The sequence below is a fragment of the Pseudomonas sp. BIGb0176 genome (assembly GCF_024810175.1).
In the GTDB taxonomy this organism is placed as follows: domain Bacteria; phylum Pseudomonadota; class Gammaproteobacteria; order Pseudomonadales; family Pseudomonadaceae; genus Aquipseudomonas; species Aquipseudomonas protegens.
Genome location: NZ_JANUEC010000003.1, coordinates 697,303 through 723,342, shown reverse-complemented (window position 1 = coordinate 723,342; position 26,040 = coordinate 697,303). Strand labels below are relative to the sequence as shown.

Below are 26,040 nucleotides of genomic sequence, written 5' to 3'. Positions count from 1 at the left end.
CTTACCACATCAGATCGTCGGGGATCTGGTAGGCCGCGTACGGATCATCTTCATCCGGCGCCTCGGTGGGCGTATTGAGCTGCACGATTCGGCGCGGGTCGCGCTCCTGGATCTTCAGCGCGGCTTCCCGCGGAATCACCTCGTAGCCGCCGCCATGGTGGACGATGGCCAGGGAGCCGCTGCTCAGCTTGTTGCGCATGAGGGTATTCACCGACAGGCGCTTGACCTTCTTGTCGTCGACGAAGTTGTAGTAGTCCTCGGTGTTCAGCTTGGGCAGCCGCGACACTTCGATCAGTTGCTTGACCTGCGCCGCGCGGGCTTTCTGCTCGGCCTTTTCCTGTTGCTGACGGTTGAGCTCCTGGTCGCGCTTGACCTTCTCGGCCATGGCTTCCTGGGCCGCACGCTGCTGGGAGTCATCGAGTTCGATCTGGCCTTTGTGGGCCAGGCGCTGCTGCTTCTGCTTGTCTTTGCTGACCTGCTTGGCCTGCTTTTGGTTGACCAGCCCTGCTTTGAGCAACTGGTCGCGAAGGGAAAGGCTCATGGTGCTTACTCACTTAGGCAACGGCCTCAGCCGCAGCTGGGCAAATTCTTTTCCTGACGTTTGGCTTCGCCCCACAGGGCATCCAACTCTTCGAGGGTGCAATCTTCCATGGGACGGGCAGTGTCGCGCAATGCCTGCTCGATAAATCGGAAGCGTCGGTCGAACTTGGCGTTGGCACCGCGCAGGGCGGTTTCCGGGTCGACCTTGAGGTGCCGGGCCAGGTTGACCACGACAAACAGCAAGTCACCGATTTCATCGGTGATCGCCGCCGCATCGTTGTCGGCCATGGCTTCCAGCACTTCATCCAGTTCTTCACGAACCTTGTCCACCACCGGCAGGGCTTCGGGCCAGTCGAAACCGACCTGGGCCGCACGCTTTTGCAACTTGGCGGCGCGGGACAAGGCCGGCAAGGCCACCGGCACATCATCGAGCAGGGACAACTGCTGGGGAGCCTCGGACTTCTCCGCGCGCTCCTCGGCCTTGATCTGCTCCCAACGCTCCTTGACCTGGTCTTCATCGAGCCGCGGGATGTCCAGCGGCGCGTACAGGTCCCCGGTGGGAAATACATGGGGATGCCGGCGGATCAGCTTGCGCGTGATGCCGTCCACCACCGCGTCGAACTCGAAACGCCCCTCCTCCCGGGCCAGCTGGCTGTAGTACACCACCTGGAACAGCAGGTCCCCCAGCTCGCCCTGCAAGTGGTCGAAGTCGCCGCGCTCGATGGCGTCGGCCACTTCATAGGCCTCTTCCAGGGTATGGGGGACGATGCTGGCGTAGTTCTGCTTGATGTCCCACGGGCAGCCATACTGCGGGTCGCGCAGGCGCGCCATGAGGTGGAGCAGGTCTTCAAGGCTGTACATCAGTTCATCCATTTCATACAGGCATCAGGGGGTCCGGTTGCGCCGGGTCTCGATGATGTTAGGCAACTGGGAAATCCGCCCCAACAGGCGACCCAACGCGTCCAGCCCCGGGATCTCGATAGTCAGGGACATCAACGCGGTGTTGTCCTCCTTGTTCGAGCGGGTGTTGACCGCCAGCACGTTGATCCGCTCGTTGAGCAGCACCTGGGACACATCACGCAGCAGGCCGGAACGGTCGTAGGCGCGGATGATGATATCCACCGGATAGGTCAGCACCGGCACCGGCCCCCAGCTGACCTGGATGATCCGCTCCGGCTCGCGCCCGGCCAGTTGCAGCACCGAGGCGCAGTCCTGGCGGTGAATGCTCACGCCGCGGCCCTGGGTGATGTAGCCGACGATCGCATCCCCCGGCAATGGCTGGCAGCAGCCGGCCATCTGGGTCATCAGGTTGCCCACGCCCTGGATCTGGATGTCGCCACGCTTGCCCGGCTTGTAGCCGGCAGCCTTGCGCGGAATCAACTCCAGTTGCTCGTTGCCCCGCTCCGGCTCCACCAATTGCTGGGCCAGGTTGACCAGTTGCGCCAGGCGCAGGTCCCCCGCGCCCAGGGCGGCGAACATGTCCTCGGCGATCTTCATGTTGGCCTTCTCGGCCAGCTTGTCGAAATCCACCTGTGGCAGGCCGAGTCGGCTCAGTTCGCGTTCCAGCAGGGTCTTGCCGGCGGCGACGTTCTGATCGCGGGCCTGGAGCTTGAACCAGTGGACGATCTTCGCCCGCGCCCGGGACGTGGTGACATAGCCCAGGTTCGGGTTCAGCCAGTCGCGGCTCGGCGTGCCGTGCTTGCTGGTGATGATCTCCACCTGCTCGCCGGTCTGCAGGCTGTAATTGAGCGGCACGATGCGCCCGTTGATCTTCGCGCCCCGGCAGTTGTGGCCGATCTCGGTGTGCACCCGGTAGGCGAAATCCAGCGGCGTGGCGCCCTTGGGCAGGTCGATGGCGTGACCGTCGGGGGTGAAGATGTACACCCGGTCCGGTTCGATATCCACCCGCAGCTGTTCGGCCAGACCGCCGATATCCCCCAGTTCCTCGTGCCATTCGAGCACCTGGCGCAACCAGGAGATTTTCTCTTCGTAATGGTTGGAGCCGGACTTGACGTCGGTGCCCTTGTACTTCCAGTGCGCGCAAACCCCCAGCTCCGCCTCTTCGTGCATGGCGTGGGTACGGATCTGCACTTCCAGCACCTTGCCCTCAGGGCCGATCACCGCCGTGTGCAACGAGCGGTAGCCGTTCTCCTTGGGGTTGGCGATGTAGTCGTCGAACTCTTTGGGGATGTGCCGCCACAGGGTATGCACGATGCCCAGCGCGGTGTAGCAATCGCGCATTTCCGGCACCAGCACCCGCACCGCGCGCACGTCGTATATCTGGCTGAATTCCAGGCCCTTGCGCTGCATTTTGCGCCAGATGGAATAGATGTGCTTGGCCCGCCCACTGATGTCGGCGTTGACCCCGGTGGCCTTCAGTTCGTTCTGCAGCTGGTTCATCACGTCGCTGATGAAACGCTCGCGATCCAGGCGCCGCTCATGCAGCAGCTTGGCGATCTGCTTGTACTGCTCGGGCTCCAGGTAACGGAAGGACAGGTCTTCCAGCTCCCACTTGATATGCCCGATACCCAGGCGGTGAGCCAGGGGTGCGTAGATGTCGAAGACTTCCCGGGCAACCCGGTTGCGCTTCTCTTCGTCGGCGCTTTTTACCGCTCGAATCGCACAGGTACGCTCGGCCAGCTTGATCAGTGCAACCCGCACGTCATCTACCATGGCCACCAGCATCTTGCGCAGGTTTTCCACCTGGGCCTGGGTGCCCAGCACCAGGGACTGGCGGGGGCTGAGGCTGGCGGTAATGGCCGCCATGCGCAAGACGCCATCGATCAGCTTGGTGACCACCGGACCAAACCGCTGGCTGACCGCCGGCAACTGGATCTGGCCCTCGCGGACACCCCGGTAGAGCACCGCGGCAACCAGGGAGTCCTGATCCAGCTTAAGATCGGCGAGGATCTCGGCGATCTCCAGGCCCGTGCTGAAACTCGACACGTCCTCGGGGCTGAGATTCTTCGTTGCTATGTGCTGCAGTTCCGCCTCGCGAGCGAACTCGCAGGCTTCTTTCAAGGCTTCACGGTCCAGTGCCATGTCGACGCTGACCGTATGATCGAGCCATGCCTCGAGATTGATACTGCCGTCGGTGTTGATCGGCTGGTGCGCTCTCACCTGTACCATCTTGCTTTACCTTCCCTACGACGCACATTCAATGCGTCAAATCGCTGACCTTCAACGCTCGGGTGCGGCTCGCAGGGCCAGCGCGCCACTCCCGAAAGACCAGTCGGATTAGACAAGCCATCCTAGCTCGCTTCAAATAACGCCATGGCCTCGACATGCGCCGTCTGAGGAAACATATCGAGGATCCCGGCACGTTTTAATCTATAGCCCTGCTTGATCAGTTCGACCGTGTCACGAGCCAAAGTTGCCGGATTGCATGACACGTACACCAACCGCTTGGCACCCAGGGTCGCCAACTGGCGGACCACCTCGAAAGCACCGTCGCGGGGTGGGTCCAAGAGTACCGCAGAAAAGCCTTCATCAGCCCACTCGGCAGCGCTCAGAGGTTGGGATAAATCGGCTTGAAAAAAGCGCGTGTTATGCAAATTGTTGCTGGCGGCATTCTCCGCGGCGCGCGCCACCATGGTCGCCACGCCCTCTACCGCCACCACTTCCCGCACCTGTCGGGCCAACGGCAAGGCGAAGTTGCCCAGGCCGCAAAACAGGTCCAGCACCCGCTCATCAGCTTGCGGCGCCAGCCACTCCAGGGCCTGGGCGACCATCGCTTCATTGACTCCCGCATTGACCTGGATGAAGTCACCCGGCCGATACGCCAGGTGCAGGTCCCAGGTCTCCAGGCGGTAGCCCAGAGCCTGCGATGGATCAAAGGGTTGCGGCTCGCCTTCACCGTGCAGCCACAATTGCGCCTGATGGAAATCGCAGAAGTCCTTGAGGATCGTCAGGTCGCTGTCGGACAACGGCGCCATGTGGCGCAACAGCACCGCCAGGGCCGAACCGCTGAACAACTCCACATGCCCCAGTGCCTGAGGCTTGCTCAAGCGTCGCAGCATGGAGGGCAAACGGTTCATGACAGGTTGCAAGGCCTGTACCAGCACCGGGCAATCGTCGATGGCGACAATGTCCTGGCTACCGGCAGCGCGAAAACCCACCTCAAGTTGCTTGCCCTTGGCGTCCCAGCGCACCGCCACCCGGGCGCGGCGCCGATAGCCGAACTCGGGACCGCTCAAGGGGGCGGCCCAGGCCTCGGGCTCGACACCCGCGACCTTGGACAACTGCTCGGCGAGCATGCGCTGTTTCAGGGCAAGCTGTTCGTCATGGGGCAAGTGCTGGACACTGCAACCGCCGCAACGCCCGGCATGGGCACAAGCTGCCGGGCGACGCAGATCACTGGCGTTGAAGATGCGCTCGGCACGGGCCTCTACCACTTTGCCGTGGCTGCCCAACACCCGAGCTTCGACTTCTTCACCGGCCAGGGCACCGCTGACAAACCAGGTACGCCCTTCGACAAAGGCAATGCCACGGCCGTCGTTGGCCAGACGCTGAATCGTCAAACGCTGTTTCTTGCCCACTGGAATCTGCGGCGCCCGGCTACCGCCCGCCGGCTGGAAGCGCAGGCCTCTATCGTGCTTAGCCATCAATTGGGCGCATCGAAAATGCCGGTCGACAGGTAACGATCGCCACGGTCGCAGATGATCGCGACCATGACTGCGTTTTCCACTTCCCGGGACAGGCGCAGCATCGCTGCCACCGCACCGCCGGAAGAGACGCCACAGAAGATCCCTTCTTCACGGGCCAGGCGCCGAGTCACGTCTTCGGCCTCGCTCTGGGCCATGTCGACGATCCGGTCGACCCGACTGGCCTGGTAGATCTTCGGCAGGTATTGCTCGGGCCAGCGGCGAATGCCGGGAATGGCCGAGCCTTCCATCGGCTGCAGACCGACGATCTGCACCGCCGGGTTCTGCTCCTTCAGGTAACGCGAGGTGCCCATGATGGTGCCGGTGGTGCCCATCGAGCTGATGAAGTGAGTAATGCTGCCCTGGGTCTGGCGCCAGATTTCCGGGCCGGTGCCGCTGTAGTGGGCCTCAGGGTTGTCGCCGTTGGCGAACTGGTCGAGCACCTTGCCGCGGCCTTCGGCCTGCATCCGCTCGGCCAGGTCACGGGCGCCTTCCATGCCTTCTTCCTGGCTGACCAGGATCAGCTCGGCGCCGTAGGCGGTCATGGCCGCCTTGCGCTCGGCGCTGGAGTTGTCGGGCATGATCAGGATCATCTTGTAGCCCTTGATCGCTGCAGCCATGGCCAGGGCGATGCCGGTATTGCCCGAGGTCGCTTCGATCAGGGTATCGCCGGCCTGGATCTGCCCGCGCAACTCGGCGCGGGTGATCATCGACAGTGCCGGACGGTCCTTGACCGAACCCGCCGGGTTGTTGCCCTCGAGCTTTAGCAGCAGGGTATTGCTGGTGGCGCCGGGCAGGCGCTGCAGGCGGACCAGGGGGGTGTTGCCGACGCAATCGGCGATGGTTGGGTACTGCAAGGTCATGGCGTATTCGCAATCCAGACTGCGGGGGCGCCTATCATACCGGCAAACGACCGAGCGCCATATCACGCAAAGTGCGAGCCTTATGGCTTATTGGAATAAGGCAGCCCAGGGCAAGCCTCAGGCCGCCAGCAGGCGCACGTGGATGCGCAAGCCCTGGGCCAGGTTCTGCGCCCACAACTGCCCCCCCTGACGCCCTACGGCATTGCGGGCGATGCTCAGGCCCAGGCCGAAACCGCCATCCCCCGGTCGCGACCCATCCAGACGAGTGAAGGGGGCGAAGATCCTTTCCAGATCCTCTTCAGCCACCCCCGGCCCTTCGTCATCCAGCCACAGGTGCCAGTACTTGCCGTCGCGCTGGCCTCCGAGGCTGACCCGTGCTCCGGCCGGCGAATGCCGAATAGCGTTGCGCAGGATGTTTTCCAGGGCCTGGGCCAGGGTATTGAGGTGCCCGCGAACCCAGCAATCGGCCTCCAGCTCGCAACGCAGCTGCTGCGCGGACCAGCCACTCTCGAAGCAGGCATTCTCGCTGAGCATCTCCCACAACGCCTGGACCTGGATCTGCTCTTGCGGCAGTGGCGCACGCTCGGTGTCCAGCCAGGCCAGTTGCAGGCTGTCCTCCACCAGCCGCTGCATGCCGTCGACCTCCCGCGCCAAGCGTTCGCGCAGCGCGGCAAGATCACGCTCGCCATCGCAGGCCACGCGCAGGCGGCTCAGGGGGGTGCGCAACTCGTGGGACAGGTCCCGCAACAACTGCTGCTGCACCGCCACGGTACTCTGCAGACGTTCGGACATCTGATCGAACGCCCGTCCCAGTTCGCCCAGCTCGTCCCGACGCTGGGTGGTTTCACTGGACAGCCGCACGTTCAACTGCTCCGCCCGCCAGGCGTTGGCTTGCTCGCGCAACTGGTTCAGCGGCACCACCAGCAAGCGATACAGGCCGACACACAGCAACAAGGTGAACAGCCCGGGAATCACCCCATTGGTGATCACCTGCCAGAACACCCGGTAGCGCCCCGGCATGAAACGTTGTGGCAACTCGATCACCAGGCTGCCCAGGGACGGATCCTCGGGAAAGGGTACTTTCAGCCACGGCAGGCCCCGGGAATGCCGGCTCACCGGCCAGTCGGCACCGCGCAGGAAGGTCAGACGCTGGGCCTCCGCCGGCGTCAACGGGTAGCTGCTCAGGGATTGCAGGTCACTGCCAATCACGCCGATCCAGGTTTTCTCGCGGCTGGCGATCTGCTGGATCCAGGCATCGACACCGGCACTCTGGCCGCCCTTCCAGGCCTGCTCGGCCTCGCGGGCGTAGCTGCCCAAGGTGGCTCTGGCCTCATCGGAGAGGTAGAGGTTCTTCTGCTCCACATAACGCCCCCAGGACCAGCTCAGCCAGATCATCAACAGGCAGAAAGCTACCAACAGGCACGCCAGCTTCCAGAACAGCGAATGCCGCCCCGGCAGATCAGACCAGTTCATCTAAGGCGCTCAGCACATAACCCTTGCCCCACACGGTTCGCAGCTCACGCTCGCTGTAGCCCAGCGCCTTGAGCTTGCGGCGGATCTGGCTGACATGCATGTCCAGGCTGCGGTCGTGAGCCGCATAACCGCGTTGCAGTACATGCTGATAAAGGAAGGCCTTGCTCAACACCTCGTCGCCATTGCGGTGCAAGGTATCCAGCAGGCGGTATTCACTGCGGGTCAGGCCGGCCCATTGCTCGGCAAAGAACACGTCGCTGCGCTCATCGTCGAAGCGCAGGCTCTGGGCCAGGCTGACGGGTACCGGTGGCATCGGTCGCCGGTCCAGGGCGACCCGGCGCAGGATGGCCTCGATGCGCACACGCAGCTCGGCCATGCTGAATGGCTTGGGCAGGTAATCGTCGGCCCCCAGGCGGAAACCGCTGATTCGGTCGGCTTCCGCTCCCAGGGCGGACATCAGCAGCACCGGCGTGGAATGGCTCTGGCGAAAGTGCGTGAGCACTTCCAGGCCATCCATTCCGGGCAACAGGATATCCAGCAGCACCACATCGAAAGGTCGGCGCCGGGCAATGCCCAGCCCTTCCGGGCCGTTCTGGCACCAGGTCACGGCAAAGCCACAATGCTCCAGTTGCTCGCGCACATAGGCACCCAGCACCGGGTCATCTTCAATGGTCAGAATACGTGGTGGCTCAACAGATACGGGAGTCATTGACTTCTGCAAGTGATTCTCAGTTGGGCGATTATTCAAGATTGCCCGGATCGCGGCAACCAGTGCCTTGGTCGCAGCCCGGCTTCAGGCATTTCAGGCGACGGCCGCCCTGGCGCAATTTGCCAAGATCAGCCCCCGACAAATCGTTACACTGCGCAGGTGGCGCATCACGGACGTGCCCGTAGACCTTTCAAAACAGCGTGGAAGCAGGAGAGTTGCGTGCTCAAGAAACTGGGAATCAAAGGCCGCGTACTGTTGCTGACCTTGTTGCCAACCAGCCTGATGGCTTTGGTGCTGGGCGGCTACTTCACCTGGATGCAGCTCTCGGACCTGCAGACCCAGCTCCTGCAGCGTGGCGAGATGATCGCGGAACAACTGGCCTCCCTGGTGGCCCCGGCCATGGGCAACCACAACACCCAGATGCTCGAGCGCATTGCCACCCAGGCGCTGGAACAGCAAGACGTGCGCGCCGTATCGCTCCTTGCCCCGGATCGCAGCCTGCTGGCCCATGCCGGCCCCAGCATGCTCAACCCGCCTCCCGCCGGTAACAGCAGCCACATGATGCAACGCTCCGGCAGCGACGCGACCCGCTATCAACTGCCGGTCTTCGGCCGGCACCGCAACCTGGCCGGCGACCTGATTCCCGATGAGTCCGACCGCCTGCTGGGCTGGGTGGAACTGGAGCTGTCCCACAGTGGCATGCTGCTGCGCGGCTATCGCAGCCTGTTCGCCAGCCTGCTGTTGATTGCCGCCGGGCTGGCCGGCACCGCCCTACTGGCAGTGCGCATGGGCCGCACAATCAACAACCCGCTGACCCAGATCAAGCAGGCCGTGGCGCAACTCAAGGACGGCAACCTGGAAACCCGCCTGCCACCCCTGGGCAGCCAGGAGCTGGATGAGCTGGCCTCGGGCATCAACCGCATGGCCAGCACCCTGCAGAATGCCCAGGAAGAATTGCAGCACAGCATCGACCAGGCCACCGAAGACGTGCGCCAGAACCTGGAAACCATCGAGATCCAGAACATCGAGCTGGACCTGGCGCGCAAGGAGGCCCTGGAGGCCAGCCGGATCAAGTCGGAATTCCTGGCCAACATGAGCCATGAAATCCGTACACCGCTCAACGGCATTCTCGGCTTCACCCACCTGTTGCAGAAAAGCGAGCTGACACCACGCCAGCTGGACTACCTGGGCACCATCGAGAAATCCGCCGACAGCCTGTTAGGCATCATCAACGAGATCCTCGACTTCTCGAAAATCGAAGCCGGCAAACTGGTGCTCGACAGCATCCCGTTCAACCTGCGGGACTTGCTGCAAGACACCCTGACCATCCTCGCCCCGGCCGCCCACGCCAAGCAGCTGGAACTGGTGAGCCTGGTCTATCGCGATACGCCGCTGTCGCTGGTGGGCGACCCGCTGCGGCTCAAGCAGATTCTTACCAACCTGGTGAGCAACGCCATCAAGTTCACCCGCGAAGGCACTATCGTCGCCCGGGCCATGCTGGAAGAAGAACACGAAGACAGCGTGCAACTGCGCATCAGCATCCAGGACACCGGTATCGGCCTGTCGAACCAGGATGTGCGCGCCCTGTTCCAGGCCTTCAGCCAGGCTGACAACTCGCTGTCGCGGCAACCCGGCGGCACGGGGCTTGGGCTGGTGATTTCCAAGCGCCTGATCGAACAGATGGGCGGCGAGATCGGTGTCGACAGCACCCCGGGCGAAGGTTCGGAGTTCTGGATCAGCCTCAACCTGCCGAAAACCCGCGACGACGCCGAGGACCTGCCCGGCCCGCCGCTGCTGGGGCGGCGCGTGGCGGTATTGGAAAACCACGAGCTGGCGCGCCAGGCCTTGCAACACCAGTTGGAGGACTGCGGCCTGGAGGTGACCCCGTTCAATACCCTGGAGGCCCTGACCAACGGCATTACCGGCGTGCACCAGAGCGAACAGGCCATCGACCTGGCGGTATTGGGCATCACCACCAACGACATGGCGCCGGAACGCCTGAGCCAGCATATCTGGGACCTCGAACACCTGGGCTGCAAGGTCCTGGTACTGTGCCCGACCACCGAACAGACACTGTTCCATCTGTCGGTGCCCAACCCTCACAGCCAGTTGCAGGCCAAGCCCGCGTGCACCCGCAAGTTGCGCCGGGCCCTGTCCGACCTGGTGACCCCGCGCCGGGCTCGCAGCGAACCGGAGGAAACCCTTTCCAGCCGCGCGCCGCGAGTGCTGTGTGTCGATGACAACCCGGCCAACCTGCTGCTGATCCAGACCCTGCTGGAGGACATGGGCGCCAAGGTGCTGGCGGTGGACAACGGTTACGCCGCGCTGAACGCGATCCAGACCGAACCCTTCGACCTGGTAATGATGGACGTGCAGATGCCCGGCATGGACGGCCGGCAGAGTACCGAGGCGATCCGCCAGTGGGAAAGCGAGCGACACGGTACGCCGCTGCCCATCGTCGCCCTTACCGCCCACGCCATGGCCAACGAGAAGCGCGCCCTGCTGCAAAGCGGCATGGACGACTACCTGACCAAGCCCATCAGTGAGCGCCAACTGGCCCAGGTGGTGCTGAAATGGACCGGCCTGGCCCTGCGCAACCAGGGGCCGGAGCGGGCCAGCGAGCGCCCGGAACTGGGGCTGGAACTGCAGGTACTGGATCAGGACGAAGGCCTGCGCCTGGCCGCCGGCAAGGCCGATCTGGCGGCGGACATGTTGGCCATGTTGCTGGCGTCCCTGGACGCCGACCGCGAAGCCATCAAGGCAGCGCGGGCCGCCAATGACCAGAACGCCCTGATCGAACGGGTCCACCGCCTGCACGGTGCCACCCGCTACTGCGGTGTGCCGCAATTGCGCGCCGCCTGCCAGCGCAGCGAGACCCTGCTCAAGCAGGAAGATGCCAAAGCCTTTGCCGCCCTGGATGAACTGGACCACGCCATCGGCCGCCTGGCTGCCGAAGCGCGGACCAACGCCTGACCCAGGGCAAGACCTGCCCGGCGCCCAGCCGCCATGCTGGGCGCCCCGAACAAGGATGCAGCCATGCGTACGATTCTTTTCAGCAGCCAGAACTACGACCGCGAGAGTTTCCTCGGCGCTCAACTGCCAGCAGGCATCGAACTGCAATTCCAGGCCGCACGCCTGAGCCTGGATACCGCCGCCCTGGCTGAACGCCATGAAGTGGTCTGTGCCTTTATCAACGACGACCTCAGTGCCCCGGTACTGGAACAGCTGGCTGCCGGTGGCACCCGCCTGATCGCTCTGCGCTCGGCCGGTTACAACCACGTCGACCTGAGCGCGGCCCAGCGCCTGGGGCTGGATGTGGTGCGGGTCCCGGCCTATTCCCCCCATGCGGTCGCCGAACATGCCGTGGCCCTGATCCTGGCGCTCAACCGCCGCCTGCACCGGGCCTACAACCGCACTCGCGAAGGCGACTTCACCCTGCACGGCCTGACCGGCTTCGACCTGGTGGGCAAGACCGTGGGCATTGTCGGCACCGGCCAGATCGGCGCCACCTTCGCCCGGATCATGGCCGGCTTCGGCTGCCAGCTGCTGGCGTACGACCCCTTCCCCAATCCCGCCGTAGAAGCCCTCGGTGCCCGTTACCTGGACCTGCCCGAGCTGCTGGCCCAGTCGCAGATCATCAGCCTGCACTGCCCGTTGACCGAGGACAGTCGTTACCTGATCAACCAGCAGAGCCTGGCCCACATGCAACCGGGAGCAATGCTGATCAACACCGGGCGTGGCGGCCTGGTGGACACCCCGGCGCTGATCGAGGCGCTCAAGAGCGGCCAACTGGGCTACCTGGGGCTGGATGTCTATGAAGAAGAGGCGCAACTGTTCTTCGAGGACCGCTCCGATCTACCCCTGCAGGATGACGTGCTGGCGCGGCTGCTGACCTTTCCCAACGTGATAGTCACTGCGCACCAGGCGTTCCTGACCCGCGAAGCCCTGGCGGCCATCGCCGAGACCACCTTGCACAACATCGCCAGCTGGGCAACTGGCCAGCCGCAGAACCGGGTCCACGGCTGAAATCCGCGCCACGGGCTGATCGAAGGTCACCTGCCCGCAACCTGCGCCGCAGGGGCCCGTGCTAGCATACGCGGCAGATTTGGAGGACCCATGGTCGAACACGATTTCCGCTACAACCTGATGAACCCGCAACACACCCTGATCGAATGCCGTGCCCTGGTGCCCGGCCGCTATCAAGTCACCGGCAACGGTGGCTCGATCCGTACCGACGACGTGCTTCTGGTCACCCTCAAGGGCAGCAAGGATCTCTCCATGCGCCTGACCGTGGACACCGTGCGCCACTTGATCAACCCCGTCGGCCAGTGGGTCGCCGTGGCGCGTGGCCCGGTATTCGGCGAACTGGCGATCCACCAGTGGCAGGTCAATTGCGACAGCTGCGACGCCACCCTGGACTTCGAGTTCGCAGTGGATGCCAAGCTGGGCAGCAAGGCCCAGAAGCCTGCCGCCAGCACGCGCATTGCCGAGCTCGGCTGGCGTAGCGAGGGTGAGCATCACCGCTGCCCGAAATGCCAGCAGGCCGGCCAATGAAACGCCTGATGCTGGCTGCGGCGCTGGGGGCCGGCCTGCTGGGCTGCGCCGCCGAGCCGCTGAAGCTGCAGCAGGACCGCAGTTACGTCCTGGAATGGATTGGCGAGCGTCCGCTGATCGATTACAGCCACCTGACCATCACCCTCGGCGAGGACGGTCGGGCCTATGGCAATGGCGGCTGCAACCACTGGTTCGCGCCCTACACCCTGGACGGCGAAAAACTCAGCTTCGGCAAGGTCGGCAGCACCCGCAAACTCTGTGCACCGGCGTTAATGGAGCAGGAGCGGCGCTTCCTTCAGGCGCTGGAAACCGTTGAGCGCTGGGACATCTCGCCGATCGAGCAGGTGCGGTTCTGGCCTGCCGAGGGCAAGCCGTTGCGCTGGTGGCTGGAAGAAGGCTGATAGTGCGCTAGCCGCTGCCGAGCCCGCGAGGCTGCGAACGGGACTCCAGGATGTTCCTGGATGAATCTCTGGCGAGTTTCAGGCCCCCTGCGTCACTTGAGGGCGCTCGCACTGCGCGGCAGCGGCTCCAGAACCTAGCGCCCTCAATGCCCGCGCAAGGCCCGCAGTTTCGCCAGCACGCCGGCTGCAGTCTGCTCGCCCATCATCTGCTCACGTACCTTGCCCTTGTCGTCGATGATGTAGGTCACCGGCAGCGCCTCGCTGCGTGGCAGATCGAAGAGCTCCGCGGGGTTCCGTGCCAGCACGGTGAACTTGATCCCCAGCTTCTCGCTGGCGCTCTTTAGCTCTTCACCCTGCACATTGTCGAAGTTGACCCCCATCACCGATGCCGACTGCCCCTTGAGCTGCTCGTTCAGGGCGTTGAGTTCCGGGATCTCGGTACGGCAAGGCCCGCACCACTCGGCCCAGTAGTTGAGCACCAGCCACTGCTTGTCGATACGCTCGGCGGCGACTTTCTGGCCATACTGGTCGACCCCGTAGTCATTGCCACAACCGCCCAGCAGCAGGATTGTGATGATCGCCAATACCGCCGCCAATTGCCTTGCCATGCGCTGTTTCCTGTCTTGAAAGATGTCTTGAAAAATAACCGTCGACCCAGGGTCGCTGCGACCTAACGACTCCCAAGGTTCAGGAGTGCCCGTCGCGCGGGTAGAATAGCCGCCACCTTACGCAAGATGCGACCCGCACATGACCGATCTGACGCTTTATCACAACCCGCGCTGCTCGAAATCCCGCGGTGCGCTGGAACTTCTGGAACAACGCGGCCTGGCCCCGACCGTGGTCCGCTACCTGGAAACCCCACTGGATGCCGCCCAGTTGCGCAGCCTTCTGGCCAAGCTCGGCCTCAGCGCGCGCCAGCTATTGCGCACCGGCGAGGACGAGTACAAGACCCTCAACCTGGCCGACCCGAGCCTCAGCGAAGAGCAACTGGTCGCCGCCATTGCCCAGCACCCGAAACTCATGGAGCGGCCGATTCTCGAAGCCGGCGACAAGGCCATCATTGGCCGGCCGCCGGAGAACGTGCTGGAGATCCTGCCTTGAGCGCGCCCTATATCCTGGTCCTGTACTACAGCCGCAACGGCTCGACCAACGAGATGGCCCGGCAGATCGCCCGCGGCATCGAGCAGGCCGGCCTGGAGGCTCGTCTGCGCACTGTCCCGGCGATCTCCGCGGAATGCGAGGCGGTCACCCCGGACATCCCCGACAGCGGCGCCCTGTACGCCAGCCTCGACGATCTGAAGCACTGCTCAGGGCTGGCCCTGGGCAGCCCGACCCGCTTCGGCAACATGGCAGCGCCGCTGAAGTATTTTCTCGACGGTACCAGCAACCTCTGGCTGACCGGTGCCCTGGTGGGCAAGCCTGCCGGCGTGTTCACCTCGACCGCCAGCCTGCATGGCGGCCAGGAAGCCACCCTGCTATCGATGATGCTGCCGTTGCTGCATCACGGCATGCTGATCACCGGCCTGCCCTACAGCGAGTCGGCCCTGCTGGAAACCCGCGGTGGCGGCACCCCGTATGGCGCCAGCCACCATGCCGGAGCAGATGGCAAGAGCCCACTGGACGAACACGAGATTGCGCTGTGCCGGGCCCTGGGCCTGCGTCTGGCGAAAACCGCCCTGCGACTGGAGAACGGCCGTGGCTAAGAAGCCGAAGATCCTGCCCCCGGTGGAATGGCTGGAGCCCCGGGTCCGCCTGATGCGAATCCTCAGCCTGGTCTGCTTCTTCGGCCTGGTGGGGCTGCTTTGCGGGTATTACCTGCTGGTGGCCGATCTGCACGGTGCCCGCCCCTGGGTCATCCTGCTGATCGAGCTGGTGCCGCTGCTGCTGATGGCCCCCGGCATGCTCAGCGGCAGTGCCCGTGGCCATTCGTGGATGTGCTTCGTGGTCAACCTGTACTTCATCAAGGGCGCCCTGGCGGCCTACGACCCGAACCGCCAAATGTTCGGCCTGCTGGAGATGTTCGCCAGCCTGGCCGTGTTCACTTCGGCGCTGCTCTACGTGCGCTGGCGCTTCCAGCTTGATCGCCGGCTCGCGGGCGAAGGCGCCAGCCCGGCCTGAATCCGCTCCAGGTTCCCCGGCCCCCGGGGAACTTGTAATGCCGCCAAAGGCCCCAACCTTGGTCAACAGACTTTCCGACCCTCCCGACCGTCCCGGAGCAGGCATGCACGATTACAAATGGCTGAATGAATACTGTCTCAACCGCTTCGGTTCCGCTGCGGCCCTGGAAGCCCAGTTGCCCACCCCGGCCAGCGACGATTACCTGCGCGCATTGAGCGCCGACCGCTACCTCTCGACCCTGGCCCTGCGGGTTTTCCGCGCCGGCCTCAAACACAGCCTGGTGGACGCCAAATGGCCGGCGTTCGAGCAGGTGTTTTTCGGCTTCGATCCGGACAAGGTGGTGCTGATGGGCGCCGAGCACCTGGAGCGGCTGATGCAGGACACGCGGATCATCCGCCACTTGGGCAAGCTCAAGAGCGTGCCGCGCAACGCGCAGATGATCCTCGATGTGCAAAAGCAGCACGGCAGCTTTGGCGCCTTCATCGCCGACTGGCCGGTGCAGGACATCACCGGGCTCTGGCAGTACCTGGCCAAACATGGCAACCAGATGGGCGGGCTGTCTGCCCCGCGCTTCCTGCGCATGGTGGGCAAGGACACCTTTATCCCCACCTGGGACGTGGTCGCGGCCCTCAATGCCCAGAACATCATCGACAAGGTGCCCAGCAGCAAACGCGACCAGGCCCTGGTGCAGGAAGTATTCAACCAATGGCAGCAGGAGAGCGGCCGGCCACTGTGCCAGCTGTCGGCAATGCTGGCCTACACCGTCAATCACTGAGCCGCCCGCTCCCCGGCATCACTTCCTGCCCGAAACAACGGGCAGGAAAACCTCCCTTCTCATGCCCGCCCTCCAGCCCAAGCTGACAATAAGCTGAACTAAACGCGAGGATTTTTCATCCGCTGTTTTTTATCGGATAAAGTTCGCCTCGCACTTGCCTCAACGATAAAAACGAAACTCCGGGAATAACCTCCCGAAGCCATCTGACGTGCATAACCGGATAACAAAGCAGCGTTCGGGCCAACAACCTGAACAAAGGCTGTCCGGTTTTAAAAGAACTGCCGTCGCCCATTCGTTTTTTTCACATTGCTTTCACTCTTCGCCCACCTGGCCCGACCTAAATTGGCCCCAGTTGCAGTGCGGGTTCCAGTGACTGCATGTCGTTCGTCTTCAACGCACCAGTTCCAACCCGAATACCCAACACTCGGCAAAAACCTACTCAGGTACACCACGTGCTCAACACCGCTGAATCCGGCACTGGCAACAAGCCCCCCCGAACCTGGCGAATCGTCGGTGGCGTCTGTGCGGCAGCCCTGGCAATCCTGGTCAGCGGCTTTGTCCTGTGGCCCATCACGCCTCGCGACCTGGGGGTCGGCAACCAGATGCAGCAGGCCAACATCTACCGTCACTGGCAAGGGGGCGAAGTGATAGTCCTGGTCCGCCATGCCGAGCGTTGTGACCGCTCCGCCAACCCCTGCCTGGGGCCCGCCGATGGCATTACCCAGCTCGGAAGCCACAGCGCCAGCGACCTGGGACGAGCCTTTCGCACCCTGGGCATGGCCGCCACCGATGTCATCAGCAGCCCCGCAACCCGCACCCGGCAAACGACGGAATTCATGTTCAACGGTGCGGCGCAGACCCAGGACTGGCTGGCCACCTGTGACGAGCATTTCCAGCAGACGATCAAGGCGCACAAGTCACTCAAGCGCAATCTGATCCTGATAACCCACAGCGACTGCATCAGCAGCCTGGAACGCCAGCTGGGCTACCCGCACGCCCTGGCCAGCGAATATACCAGCTCGCTGTTTATCACCCTGGATCCGCAAGGCCACATGCAAGTACTGGGAACCCTGGATGCGGGCAGCTGGCAGCACGTACTTGATCAACCCCTTGAGTAACTTGTAACTATTTTTAACAACATGCCAACAGACTTTATTAGGGGAAGCGACACACTTGCCGGCTAATTAATTGACTTAACAAGTTTCTGTACTAATAAGAAACGGACAGCCGCATTTATAAAAAATTCTCAAACAAATGAATGCTGCCCGCTGAAACTTCGCGAACTTGGAAAAGCCAGCAGGTCGACAAAATTGACGCTTTGTCAGCAACCCCCAGCAAATAACGAAATCGCTATCGGCCAATGACTTCGAGGATACAAATGCACCGCACTTCGCCGCCCCCCGCTTATGGAACAAGCGCCCCGCCGTCCGGCTTTACCCTCGGCGCAAGTACAACCAGCACTCTCCAGCGCTGGGCACTTCCTCTGTTGCTCGTGGCCTTCGGCCTGTTCTACCTGCTACCTCTGACCAGCCACGGCCTGTGGATTCCCGACGAGACCCGCTACGCCCAGATCAGCCAGGAAATGCTGCTCAGTGGCGACTGGGTGGCGCCACACTTCATGGGCATCCGCTACTTCGAGAAGCCCATCGCCGGCTATTGGTTGATCGCCATCGGCCAGGCGGTCTTTGGCGACAACCTGTTCGGCGTGCGCATTGCCTCGGCCCTGAGCACCGGCCTGAGCGTACTGCTGGCCTACCTGATCACCCGCCGCATGTGGAACGACCCGCGCAAGAGCTTCGCCGCCGCCCTGCTTTATATGAGCTTCGGCCTGATTGCCGGCCAAGCCGGATACTCCAACCTTGATCCGCAGTTCACCTTGTGGGTCAACCTGAGTCTGGTAGCCCTGTGGTTCGCCCTGGACGGCCGAACCACCCGCGAACGCCTGCTGGCATGGGCCGGGCTGGGCGTCGCCTGTGGCATGGGCTTCATGACCAAGGGTTTCCTGGCCTGGCTGTTGCCGGTACTCATCGCCCTGCCCTACATGATCTGGAAACGCCGTCTGGGCGAACTGCTGCGCTACGGGCTGGTGGCCGTGCTGGTAGCGATCGGCATCAGCCTGCCCTGGGTACTGAGCATTCACGCCCACGAGCCCGACTTCTGGCGCTTCTTCTTCTGGCACGAGCACATTCGCCGCTTCGCCGCCGACAACGCCCAACATACCCGCCCCTGGTGGTTCTACCTGCCGCTGCTGGTGGCCTCCAGCCTGCCCTGGGCAGCCCTGTTGCCGGGCACATTCATGCAAGCCTGGAAAGACAAGCGCCAGGCTCCGACCGGATTCCTGCTGCTGTGGTTCCTGCTGCCCCTGGCGTTCTTCAGCCTGAGCCGCGGCAAGCTGCCAACCTACATCATGCCGTGCCTGCTGCCGCTGGCCGTGCTCATGGGCAGCGCCCTGATCGACCGTATCAACGCCAGCCAGGGCCGGAGCATCCGCATCAACAGCCTGCTCAACCTGCTGATCGGCGTGGCGGCCATGGTGGCCCTGCTGTACATCCAGCTCACCCGGCCGGTCTACGGCCACAACGAGATGCTCAGCCTGTCCCTGGTGTTCATCATGCTGATGGGCTGGATCATCGCCAACCTGCTGCCGGCCGCCCGTCCGCTGCAGTACTGGGCGGCCCCGGCCCTGGGCATCTGGTTGCTGGTGGCCCTGCTGCCGGCGGGCATGCCGGGGTTCATCGTGCATAACCAGATGCCGGACCAGTTCATCAAGGAACATATCGAGGAGCTCAGGCAGACCAAGACGCTGCTGAGCAATGACCTGGGCGCCGCCTCGGCCCTGGCCTGGCGCCTGCAACGCCCGGAGGTGACGCTGTACAACACCGAGGGCGAATTGAAATATGGCCTGGCTTATGCTGATTCGGCGCAGCGCAAGGTAAGCATGGCCGAGGTCGGGCAGTGGGTCAGCGAGGCCCGCAAACAGGGTTCGGTGGGTGTGGTGATGCGGGTCAAGGACGTGGTGGAAAGCGAGGAAGTGGCGCTGCTGCCGCCCGGAGGCAAGCGCTATGAGGAAGGCAATATGCTGGTCCTGATCCTGCCACAAAGCCAACCCTGACCCTGGGTACCCTTGTAACGACAGCGCCGACCACGGTTGGCGCTGGCTTTTCTTCACGCTTCGATGCCCTGGATGGCTGCGACTTTTCCCACCGCCGCTCTGGAAATCCATCTATGAATCTGTTTCGCAGCGAACGCGGGGCCCTGGCCCTGCTGCTCGGCGTGTCTGCCTTGATCCTGCTGCTGGGCCTGGGCTCCCGTGAACTCTGGGGGCCGGAGACCCGCTGGGCCAACATCGCCTTGCAGATGTTGCAGAGTGGCGACTATTTCGACCCTTACCTCAAGGGCGCTCCCTACTACGACAAGCCCCTGCCCTCCTACTGGCTGATTACCGCCAGCGCCTGGCTGATGGGGGGCCTGGGGCACTGGTCGCTGCGCCTGTCCTCGGTGATCGCCGCATGGCTGAGCATCTGGCTGGTTTACCTGATCGGCGAGCGGCTGTTCCACAAAGGCACTGGGCTGATCGCCGGCTGGATGCTGGCCACCACCTTCTATTTCGCCTTCTGGGCGCGGGTGGCCACGGCCGACATCCTGACCGTCTGTGGCGTATTGGCTGCAGTGTGGTGGTACTGGCGCGGCCCGGAAGATACCCGCATGGGCCGCTATACGGTGTTCTTCCTGATACTGGCGGCGACCTCGCTGCTCAAGGGGCTGATCGGCTTCGTCCTGCCGGGGCTGATCCTGTTGCCACACCTGCTGAGCCAGGGGCGCTGGAAACGCCACCTGAACCTGCGCCTGTTACTGGCCTTGAGCATCGCCGCGCTGTTCTACATGGTGCCCTTCGTTCTCTCGCACCTGTACGGCGCTCCCAGCTACGGGGAAAGCGGCCTGAGCCTGGTGTTTCGCGAGAATGTGGTGCGTTTCTTCAACCCCTTCGACCATGTCGGGCCGATCTACACCTACCTGATCTACCTGCCGGCCTATACCTTGCCCTGGGCGCCCTGCTGGATCCTCGGCCTATGGCTGGCGGCCCGGCACTGGCGCCAGTTGCAACCCAATGAACGCTGGCTGGTGTGGGCCCTGGGGCTGCTGTTCCTGTTCTTCACCGCCAGTGGCAGCCGGCGCAGCTATTACGTTCTGCCCCTGGTGCCCTTCGCTCAGTTGCTCGGTGCCTGGTGGCTCAACCGTCGGCTGCAGCTACGCCAGGCCGCCGGCAAACCCGTTTCCCGTGGCTGGCCCCTCGGCTTCTCCTGGGCGGCCCTGGTCATGCTGCTGGTGCTGGGGGTTGCCTACCCTTGGAGCAACAGCGGCGGGGGGGTGATGCAGTTCAGCGCCGATACCCGGGCTGCCGCGAGCCGGATCGCTCCCTGGAATCAATGGCGGATGGTCATGGTGGAAATCGATAACAAACTGCCGATGTACCTGCAGAACCAGGGCGCACCCTTCTACTACGTGGCAGAAACCGCGGACTTCCCGCGCAACGGCAGCAGCGCGGACTTCATGGCCTGGCTGGACAAGACCAGTGGCCAGCACTGGGACCCGCAGCGCACCCTGATCTTCGTCCAGCAGAAGCACGATGAGCCGCTGATGCTGGGGTATCTGGGCGAGGATCATCAACTGGTCCGCACCACCCCGACCAACGGTGAGCGCCTGGCCAAGAAACCGGCGCAAGGCAGCGTGGCCTTCATTCCCCGCATGCCGGGGAGCTGAATGACCGTGCTGCGCAAGCGCAGCACGGATTCACCAGGATCGGATCAGAGGTTCACCACATTGACGAAACGCGGCGCGGCGCTGTCGTCGATGCGCAGGCTGGCGAAGTCGAACAGATTGCGGTCCGCCAGTTGCGAGGGGATCACGTTCTGCAGGCCGCGGAAGATGCTTTCGGTACGCCCTGGAGTCTTGCGCTCCCATTCCTGAAGCATCTCCTTGACCACCTGGCGTTGCAGGTTCTCCTGGGAACCGCAGAGGTTGCACGGGATGATCGGGAACTGCTTGAGGTCGGAATAGGCCTGGATGTCCTTCTCGCTGCAATAGGCCAGCGGGCGGATTACCACGTTGCGCCCGTCATCGGCCAGCAGCTTGGGCGGCATGGCCTTGAGCGAACCGTTGTAGAACATGTTGAGGAAGAAGGTCTCGACGATATCGTCGCGGTGGTGACCCAAGGCCATCTTGGTGGCGCCGATTTCGTCGGCGAAGGTGTACAGGGTGCCGCGACGCAGGCGCGAGCATAGCGAGCAGGTGGTCTTGCCTTCCGGGATCAGCTCCTTGACCACCGAATAGGTGTCCTTCTCGACAATGTGGTACTCGATCCCCAGCTCCTTGAGGTAGGCCGGCAGCACGTGCTCGGGAAAGCCTGGCTGTTTCTGGTCCATGTTCACCGCGACGATCTCGAACTTGATCGGCGCCACCTTCTGCAGGTGCAGCAGCACGTCGAGCATGGTGTAGCTGTCCTTGCCGCCGGACAGGCAGACCATGACCTTGTCGCCCTCTTCGATCATGTTGAAATCGGCGACCGCTTCGCCCGCCTGGCGGCGAAGACGTTTCTGCAGTTTGTTCTGGTTGACCGTAAGAGTGCCCATGGCTCTTGAAATCCGCGAGGTATGTGACGAAAAGCCGGACATTTTACGCAAAAACCCCAGCCCCGTGAAAGCGCCGCAGAGCAGCGGTGCCGGGGCTGCAATGACAGATGCAGCAGCGATTAGCCCGGGGGTTTACAGCGCAATTTGCTCTAAAGGTGCGCACATCTGCGGAAAACTCCTCCCTATACTGCGACATAAGGTCGCATGCACATATAGACCTATACTGACTGTGCCACTTGGCTGTAAGCGCTCCGTTGGGGGGCGATGGCAACAATAAAGGAGTGACTGACCATGATTCATCATGTCGTAGGACTCTTCACCCACCCCGATCAGGAATGGCGAGACATCCGTGGCGATGCCGAGGAAAGCATCAGCCACATGTACCTCACCCATACGCTGATCCTCGCGGCAATCCCCGCCATTTCGGCTTTTATCGGCACCACCCAGGTCGGCTGGGTCATCGGCAATCGCGCGCCGGTGATGTTGACCATGGAAAGCGCCCTGTGGATGACCATCATGTCGTACCTGGCCATGCTTGGCGGCGTGGCGGTGATGGGCGCGTTCATCCACTGGATGGCCCGGACCTATGACGCCAGCCCGAGCCTGGCACGTTGCGTGGCCTTTGCCACCTACACCGCCACACCGCTGTTCGTCGGTGGCCTGGCGGCGCTGTACCCGCACATGTGGCTGGGCATGATCGTCGGCACTGCCGCCATCTGCTACACGGTCTACCTGCTGTATGTCGGGCTGCCGACCTTCATGAATATCCCGTCGGACGAGGGGTTCCTGTTTTCCAGCTCAGTGCTGGCAGTAGGCCTGGTGGTACTGGTCGCGATCATGGCCTTCACCGTGATTGTCTGGGGCCTGGGCGTCGGCCCCGTGTACACCAACTGACGCCGCACCAATAATAATCCTCTGTCTGCCAGCACAGGCCGCCGCAAGGCGGCCTTCTTGTGGGCGCGGGGTGGATGACCATTCGGCGCCTGGGCGATTCGGAATCCCCCCTGTTTGCGGCATACTCACTCCCTCTGGAGAGCCGTTAAGCATGCCCGAGCAACTCAATACCCGCGTCGAAGATTGTTTCCAACTCGCTGAATCCTTTTTCAAACGTCCTTTCAAACGCCCGGTGGTCAGCCTCAAGTTGCGTGGCCAGAAAGCCGGTGTCGCCCATTTGCACGAGAACCTGCTGCGCTTCAACCCGCAGCTGTACCGGGAAAACACCGAGGACTTCCTCAAGCAGACCGTGGCCCACGAAGTGGCACACCTGATCGCCCACCAACTGTTTGGCGAACGTATCCAGCCCCACGGTGAAGAGTGGCAACTGATCATGCGCGGGGTGTACGAACTGCCGCCCAATCGTTGTCATACCTACGACGTCAAGCGTCGTAGCGTGACCCGCTATATCTACCGCTGCCCCTGCGCCGAGAGCGATTTCCCGTTCTCCGCCCAACGCCACAAACTGGTGGCCCAGGGGCGTCGCTATCTGTGCCGGCGTTGTCGGCAAACCCTGGTCTACAGCGGGGAAACCAGGGTCGAGTGACAGTTTTAAAGCACTGCCTCGGCAAACCCGCAGCTACGCGATGACCCGCTCGCGCCGCAGTGCCTCGATGCGCTCGGCGCTGTAGCCCAGTTCCTCCAGCACCTGATCGGAATGCGCCCCCAACCTGGCGCCAATATGCCGAGGCTCTGGCAGCCCCTCGGAAAACTTCAACGGGCAGGCCATCTGCGCCTGCCGGCTGCCGTCTTCACGGGGCACCTGGCTGACCAGTTGCCTGGCCTGCAACTGCGGATGTTCCAGGGCCTCGCCCAGGCTCAGCACCGGCTCGACGCAGGCATCGAAACCAGCGAACAGCTGGCACAACTCGGCGAAATCGTGTTTCTCGAATTCGACCTGCAAGGCCTGCTTCAGTGCCTGTTGCTGTTCGGGCAAGGGAGACAGGCCCTGGGCCGCCAGTTCCGGGCGGCCCAGGGCCTGACACAACTGCTGCATGAATACCGGCTCCAGACTGCCCACCGACAGCCAGCGCCCGTCCCGGCTGCGGTAGTAGTCATAAAAGCTGCCACCATTGAGCATCTGCTGCTCCATTCCGGGCTCGACCCCACAGGCCAGGTAGCCGGCACCGGCCATGGCGTTCAGGCTGAACACGCAGTCGGTCATGCTCACGTCCAGGTACTGTCCCTGGCCGCTGTGCTGGCGCGCGATCACCGCCGCCAACAGGCCGATCACCCCATGCAGCGAGCCCCCCGCGATATCCGCGGCCTGGATGCCCAGGGGTAATGGTCCCTGATCGCGGCGGCCGGTCTGGCTGGCCAGCCCGGCCAGGGCCAGGTAGTTGATGTCATGCCCGGCGCGGTCCCGGTAGGGGCCGGTCTGGCCATAGCCGGTAATGGAGACGTAGATCAGTCGCGGGTTGATCGCCTTCAAGGCCTGGTAACCCAGCCCCAGGCGCTCCATCACGCCCGGGCGGAACTGTTCGAGAACAATGTCGTAGTCCTGCACCAGTTGCCGCACCACCTCCAGCGCTTCGGGACGCTTGAGGTCCAGGGCCAGGCTGCGCTTGTTGCGGTTGAGATAAGCGTGGCTGGCGGAAACCCCGGCATCGTGGGGCGGCAACACCCGCAACAGATCCATGCGGGTCGGCGACTCGATGCGCAGGACCTCGGCGCCCATGTCCGCCAGCAGCAACGAGGCGAAGGGCCCCGGCAGCAGGGTGGAGAAATCCAGTACCTTGAGTGACGCCAACGGCCCTTGCATAGCCCTCTCCTCTTGATCGGCAGCCCACAGAGTAGGCAGCCGCGACGCCCGCAACAATCACCGCAACAGTCAGCCGGGCTGACCGTTGCGCTCAATCGCCAGGCAATAAAAAACCCGCCGAAGCGGGTTCCTTATATAGCTCAAGGCTTACTTGATGCTCGGTGCCGGGCCTTCGGCCACACCCAGGTCATCGGTTTCACGGGTGTCGGTAATCGGCCGGCCACCGGAAGCCAGCTCGGATTGCAGCTTGTCTTCGTCCAGCTCCTTGACCCACTTGGCAACCACTACGGTAGCCACGGCGTTGCCCACCAGGTTGGTCAGGGCGCGAGCTTCGGACATGAAGCGGTCGATACCCAGGATCAGCGCCAGGCCGGCCACCGGCAGGTGACCCACGGCCGACAGGGTCGCGGCCAGGACGATGAAGCCACTGCCCGTCACACCGGCAGCGCCTTTGGAAGACAGCAGCAGCACCAGCAGCAGGGTGATCTGGTGAGTGATGTCCATGTGGGTATCAGTGGCCTGGGCAATGAACACCGCAGCCATGGTCAGGTAGATCGAAGTACCGTCGAGGTTGAACGAATAACCGGTAGGGATCACCAGGCCGACCACCGACTTCTTGGCGCCCAGGCGTTCCATCTTGATCAGCATGCGCGGCAGGGCCGATTCCGAGGAGGAAGTTCCCAGCACGATCAGCAGTTCTTCACGGATGTAGCGGATCAGCTTGATCACGCTGAAGCCGTGGGCGCGGCAGATTGCCCCCAGGACCACCAGCACGAACACCACGCAGGTGATGTAGAAGCAGATCATCAGTTGACCCAGTTGCACCAGGGAACCCACACCGTAGGCACCAATGGTGAACGCCATGGCGCCCAGCGCACCCAGGGGCGCGAGCTTCATGATCATGTTGATGATGTTGAACATCACATGGGCGAAACGGTCGATGAAATCCAGCACCGGCTTGCCGTAGGCGCCCAGGCGATGCAGGGCGAAACCGAACACCACGGAGAACATCAGCACCTGCAGGATATCGCCATTGGCGAAGGCGCCGACGATGGTGGCCGGGATGATGTTGAGGATGAACCCGACGATGCTCTGGTCATTACCGGCAGTCACGTAGGCTGCAACTTTCGAGGCGTCCAGGGTCGAAGCGTCGATGTGCATGCCGGCCCCCGGCTGCACCACGTTGACCACGATCAGGCCGATCAGCAGGGCGATGGTGGAGACGATTTCGAAGTACAGCAGCGCATAGCCGCCGGTCTTGCCCACCGACTTCATGTTCTGCATACCGGCGATACCACTCACCACGGTACAGAAAATGATCGGAGCGATGACCATCTTGATCAGTTTGATGAAGCCGTCACCCAGGGGCTTGAGAGCCACACCGGTCTGAGGGTAGAAGTGGCCGAGCAGGATGCCGATGGCGATGGCAACGATCACCTGGAAATACAGGGATTTGTACAGTGGCTGACGAGTCGTCATTGCAAGTTTCCTCAAGAGCCCCGGCATGCACTTTCCGTCGATGCATGCGGTGCCTAAAGTGCGAACCCTCCTGCGCTGGAGGGATTTGTTGTGTCGAGCT

General features: G+C 63.1%; 24 protein-coding genes. 13 read left to right on the top strand and 11 right to left on the bottom strand.

Annotation, left to right across the window (positions count from 1 at the left end; genetic code table 11):
* Window position 1: 1 nt before the first annotated feature.
* The 7 genes from M2395_RS21475 to M2395_RS21445 form a co-directional block, all read right to left on the bottom strand.
* Complete coding sequence (locus tag M2395_RS21475; protein WP_011062707.1) at window positions 2-541, bottom strand: DUF2058 domain-containing protein; 540 nt, start codon at window positions 539-541, stop codon at window positions 2-4.
* A gap of 26 nt (window positions 542-567) precedes the next feature.
* Window positions 568-1,401 carry a nucleoside triphosphate pyrophosphohydrolase gene (gene mazG / locus M2395_RS21470; RefSeq protein WP_011062708.1) on the bottom strand — a complete coding sequence of 278 codons (834 nt, stop codon included), beginning with the start codon at window positions 1,399-1,401 and terminating at the stop codon, window positions 568-570.
* Between the two features lie 24 nt (window positions 1,402-1,425).
* Complete coding sequence (gene relA, locus M2395_RS21465) at window positions 1,426-3,669, bottom strand: GTP diphosphokinase (RefSeq protein WP_011062709.1); 2,244 nt, start codon at window positions 3,667-3,669, stop codon at window positions 1,426-1,428.
* A 122-nt stretch (window positions 3,670-3,791) separates the two neighbouring features.
* Complete coding sequence (gene rlmD / locus M2395_RS21460) at window positions 3,792-5,144, bottom strand: 23S rRNA (uracil(1939)-C(5))-methyltransferase RlmD (RefSeq protein WP_077934629.1); 1,353 nt, start codon at window positions 5,142-5,144, stop codon at window positions 3,792-3,794.
* Window positions 5,144-6,046, bottom strand: coding sequence for a cysteine synthase CysM (cysM, locus tag M2395_RS21455; protein WP_011062711.1), 903 nt, complete (start codon window positions 6,044-6,046; stop codon window positions 5,144-5,146). Before cysM ends, rlmD begins: the two co-directional genes overlap by 1 nt.
* A gap of 117 nt (window positions 6,047-6,163) precedes the next feature.
* Complete coding sequence (locus M2395_RS21450) at window positions 6,164-7,519, bottom strand: sensor histidine kinase (RefSeq protein WP_053159783.1); 1,356 nt, start codon at window positions 7,517-7,519, stop codon at window positions 6,164-6,166.
* Entirely contained in the window at window positions 7,506-8,228 is a 723-nt protein-coding gene (locus M2395_RS21445; protein ID WP_011062713.1) for a response regulator transcription factor, read from the bottom strand. The genes M2395_RS21450 and M2395_RS21445 overlap by 14 nt, the downstream gene beginning before the upstream one ends.
* Window positions 8,229-8,447: 219 nt before the next feature.
* On the opposite strand from M2395_RS21445, the gene M2395_RS21440 reads away from it, so the two are divergent.
* The 4 genes from M2395_RS21440 to M2395_RS21425 all read left to right on the top strand — a co-directional run bounded on the left by M2395_RS21440 (window position 8,448) and on the right by M2395_RS21425 (window position 13,183).
* Window positions 8,448-11,201 (top strand): response regulator, encoded by a 2,754-nt coding sequence (locus M2395_RS21440; RefSeq protein ID WP_053153270.1) that lies wholly within the window; start codon window positions 8,448-8,450, stop codon window positions 11,199-11,201.
* Between the two features lie 63 nt (window positions 11,202-11,264).
* Window positions 11,265-12,254, top strand: a complete 990-nt coding sequence (locus M2395_RS21435) for a 2-hydroxyacid dehydrogenase (protein WP_103289443.1) — start codon at window positions 11,265-11,267, stop codon at window positions 12,252-12,254.
* 90 nt (window positions 12,255-12,344) lie between these two features.
* Window positions 12,345-12,782: a hypothetical protein gene (locus tag M2395_RS21430; RefSeq protein WP_123431315.1), complete on the top strand. Its 438-nt coding sequence runs from the start codon at window positions 12,345-12,347 to the stop codon at window positions 12,780-12,782.
* Complete coding sequence (locus M2395_RS21425) at window positions 12,779-13,183, top strand: META domain-containing protein (RefSeq protein WP_011062717.1); 405 nt, start codon at window positions 12,779-12,781, stop codon at window positions 13,181-13,183. The genes M2395_RS21430 and M2395_RS21425 overlap by 4 nt, the downstream gene beginning before the upstream one ends.
* A gap of 143 nt (window positions 13,184-13,326) precedes the next feature.
* Here M2395_RS21425 and M2395_RS21420 read toward each other — a convergent pair whose 3' ends face one another.
* Window positions 13,327-13,791, bottom strand: a complete 465-nt coding sequence (locus tag M2395_RS21420) for a TlpA disulfide reductase family protein (RefSeq protein ID WP_053159787.1) — start codon at window positions 13,789-13,791, stop codon at window positions 13,327-13,329.
* Between the two features lie 139 nt (window positions 13,792-13,930).
* Here M2395_RS21420 and arsC point away from each other — a divergent pair, with 139 nt between their 5' ends.
* The 7 genes from arsC to M2395_RS21385 all read left to right on the top strand — a co-directional run bounded on the left by arsC (window position 13,931) and on the right by M2395_RS21385 (window position 20,837).
* Complete coding sequence (gene arsC / locus M2395_RS21415) at window positions 13,931-14,284, top strand: arsenate reductase (glutaredoxin) (RefSeq protein ID WP_041119496.1); 354 nt, start codon at window positions 13,931-13,933, stop codon at window positions 14,282-14,284.
* Window positions 14,281-14,886, top strand: a complete 606-nt coding sequence (gene wrbA, locus M2395_RS21410) for an NAD(P)H:quinone oxidoreductase (RefSeq protein WP_019094590.1) — start codon at window positions 14,281-14,283, stop codon at window positions 14,884-14,886. The genes arsC and wrbA overlap by 4 nt, the downstream gene beginning before the upstream one ends.
* The gene (locus tag M2395_RS21405; RefSeq protein ID WP_041752482.1) at window positions 14,879-15,301 is read left to right on the top strand and encodes a DUF2069 domain-containing protein; all 423 of its coding nucleotides are present in this window, start codon (window positions 14,879-14,881) and stop codon (window positions 15,299-15,301) included. Before wrbA ends, M2395_RS21405 begins: the two co-directional genes overlap by 8 nt.
* Before the next feature lie 103 nt (window positions 15,302-15,404).
* The gene (locus M2395_RS21400) at window positions 15,405-16,076 is read left to right on the top strand and encodes a DNA-3-methyladenine glycosylase I (RefSeq protein WP_011062722.1); all 672 of its coding nucleotides are present in this window, start codon (window positions 15,405-15,407) and stop codon (window positions 16,074-16,076) included.
* 452 nt (window positions 16,077-16,528) lie between these two features.
* On the top strand, window positions 16,529-17,194 hold the full coding sequence (locus M2395_RS21395; protein ID WP_053159789.1) for a histidine phosphatase family protein: 666 nt from the start codon (window positions 16,529-16,531) through the stop codon (window positions 17,192-17,194).
* 242 nt (window positions 17,195-17,436) lie between these two features.
* Window positions 17,437-19,188, top strand: coding sequence for a lipid IV(A) 4-amino-4-deoxy-L-arabinosyltransferase (gene arnT / locus M2395_RS21390; protein ID WP_123431316.1), 1,752 nt, complete (start codon window positions 17,437-17,439; stop codon window positions 19,186-19,188).
* Between the two features lie 113 nt (window positions 19,189-19,301).
* Window positions 19,302-20,837: a glycosyltransferase family 39 protein gene (locus M2395_RS21385; protein ID WP_123431317.1), complete on the top strand. Its 1,536-nt coding sequence runs from the start codon at window positions 19,302-19,304 to the stop codon at window positions 20,835-20,837.
* Window positions 20,838-20,881: 44 nt separating this feature from the next.
* Here M2395_RS21385 and ttcA read toward each other — a convergent pair whose 3' ends face one another.
* Window positions 20,882-21,706 (bottom strand): tRNA 2-thiocytidine(32) synthetase TtcA, encoded by an 825-nt coding sequence (ttcA, locus tag M2395_RS21380; protein WP_019094595.1) that lies wholly within the window; start codon window positions 21,704-21,706, stop codon window positions 20,882-20,884.
* A 291-nt stretch (window positions 21,707-21,997) separates the two neighbouring features.
* On the opposite strand from ttcA, the gene M2395_RS21375 reads away from it, so the two are divergent.
* Both M2395_RS21375 and M2395_RS21370 read left to right on the top strand, forming a co-directional pair.
* Window positions 21,998-22,600 (top strand): Yip1 family protein, encoded by a 603-nt coding sequence (locus tag M2395_RS21375; protein WP_011062727.1) that lies wholly within the window; start codon window positions 21,998-22,000, stop codon window positions 22,598-22,600.
* A gap of 151 nt (window positions 22,601-22,751) precedes the next feature.
* The gene (locus tag M2395_RS21370; RefSeq protein ID WP_011062728.1) at window positions 22,752-23,246 is read left to right on the top strand and encodes a SprT family zinc-dependent metalloprotease; all 495 of its coding nucleotides are present in this window, start codon (window positions 22,752-22,754) and stop codon (window positions 23,244-23,246) included.
* 33 nt (window positions 23,247-23,279) lie between these two features.
* Here M2395_RS21370 and M2395_RS21365 read toward each other — a convergent pair whose 3' ends face one another.
* The gene (locus M2395_RS21365; protein WP_123431318.1) at window positions 23,280-24,461 is read right to left on the bottom strand and encodes a CaiB/BaiF CoA-transferase family protein; all 1,182 of its coding nucleotides are present in this window, start codon (window positions 24,459-24,461) and stop codon (window positions 23,280-23,282) included.
* 147 nt (window positions 24,462-24,608) lie between these two features.
* Window positions 24,609-25,940 carry a dicarboxylate/amino acid:cation symporter gene (locus M2395_RS21360; RefSeq protein WP_011062730.1) on the bottom strand — a complete coding sequence of 444 codons (1,332 nt, stop codon included), beginning with the start codon at window positions 25,938-25,940 and terminating at the stop codon, window positions 24,609-24,611.
* Between the last annotated feature and the right edge of the window lie 100 nt (window positions 25,941-26,040).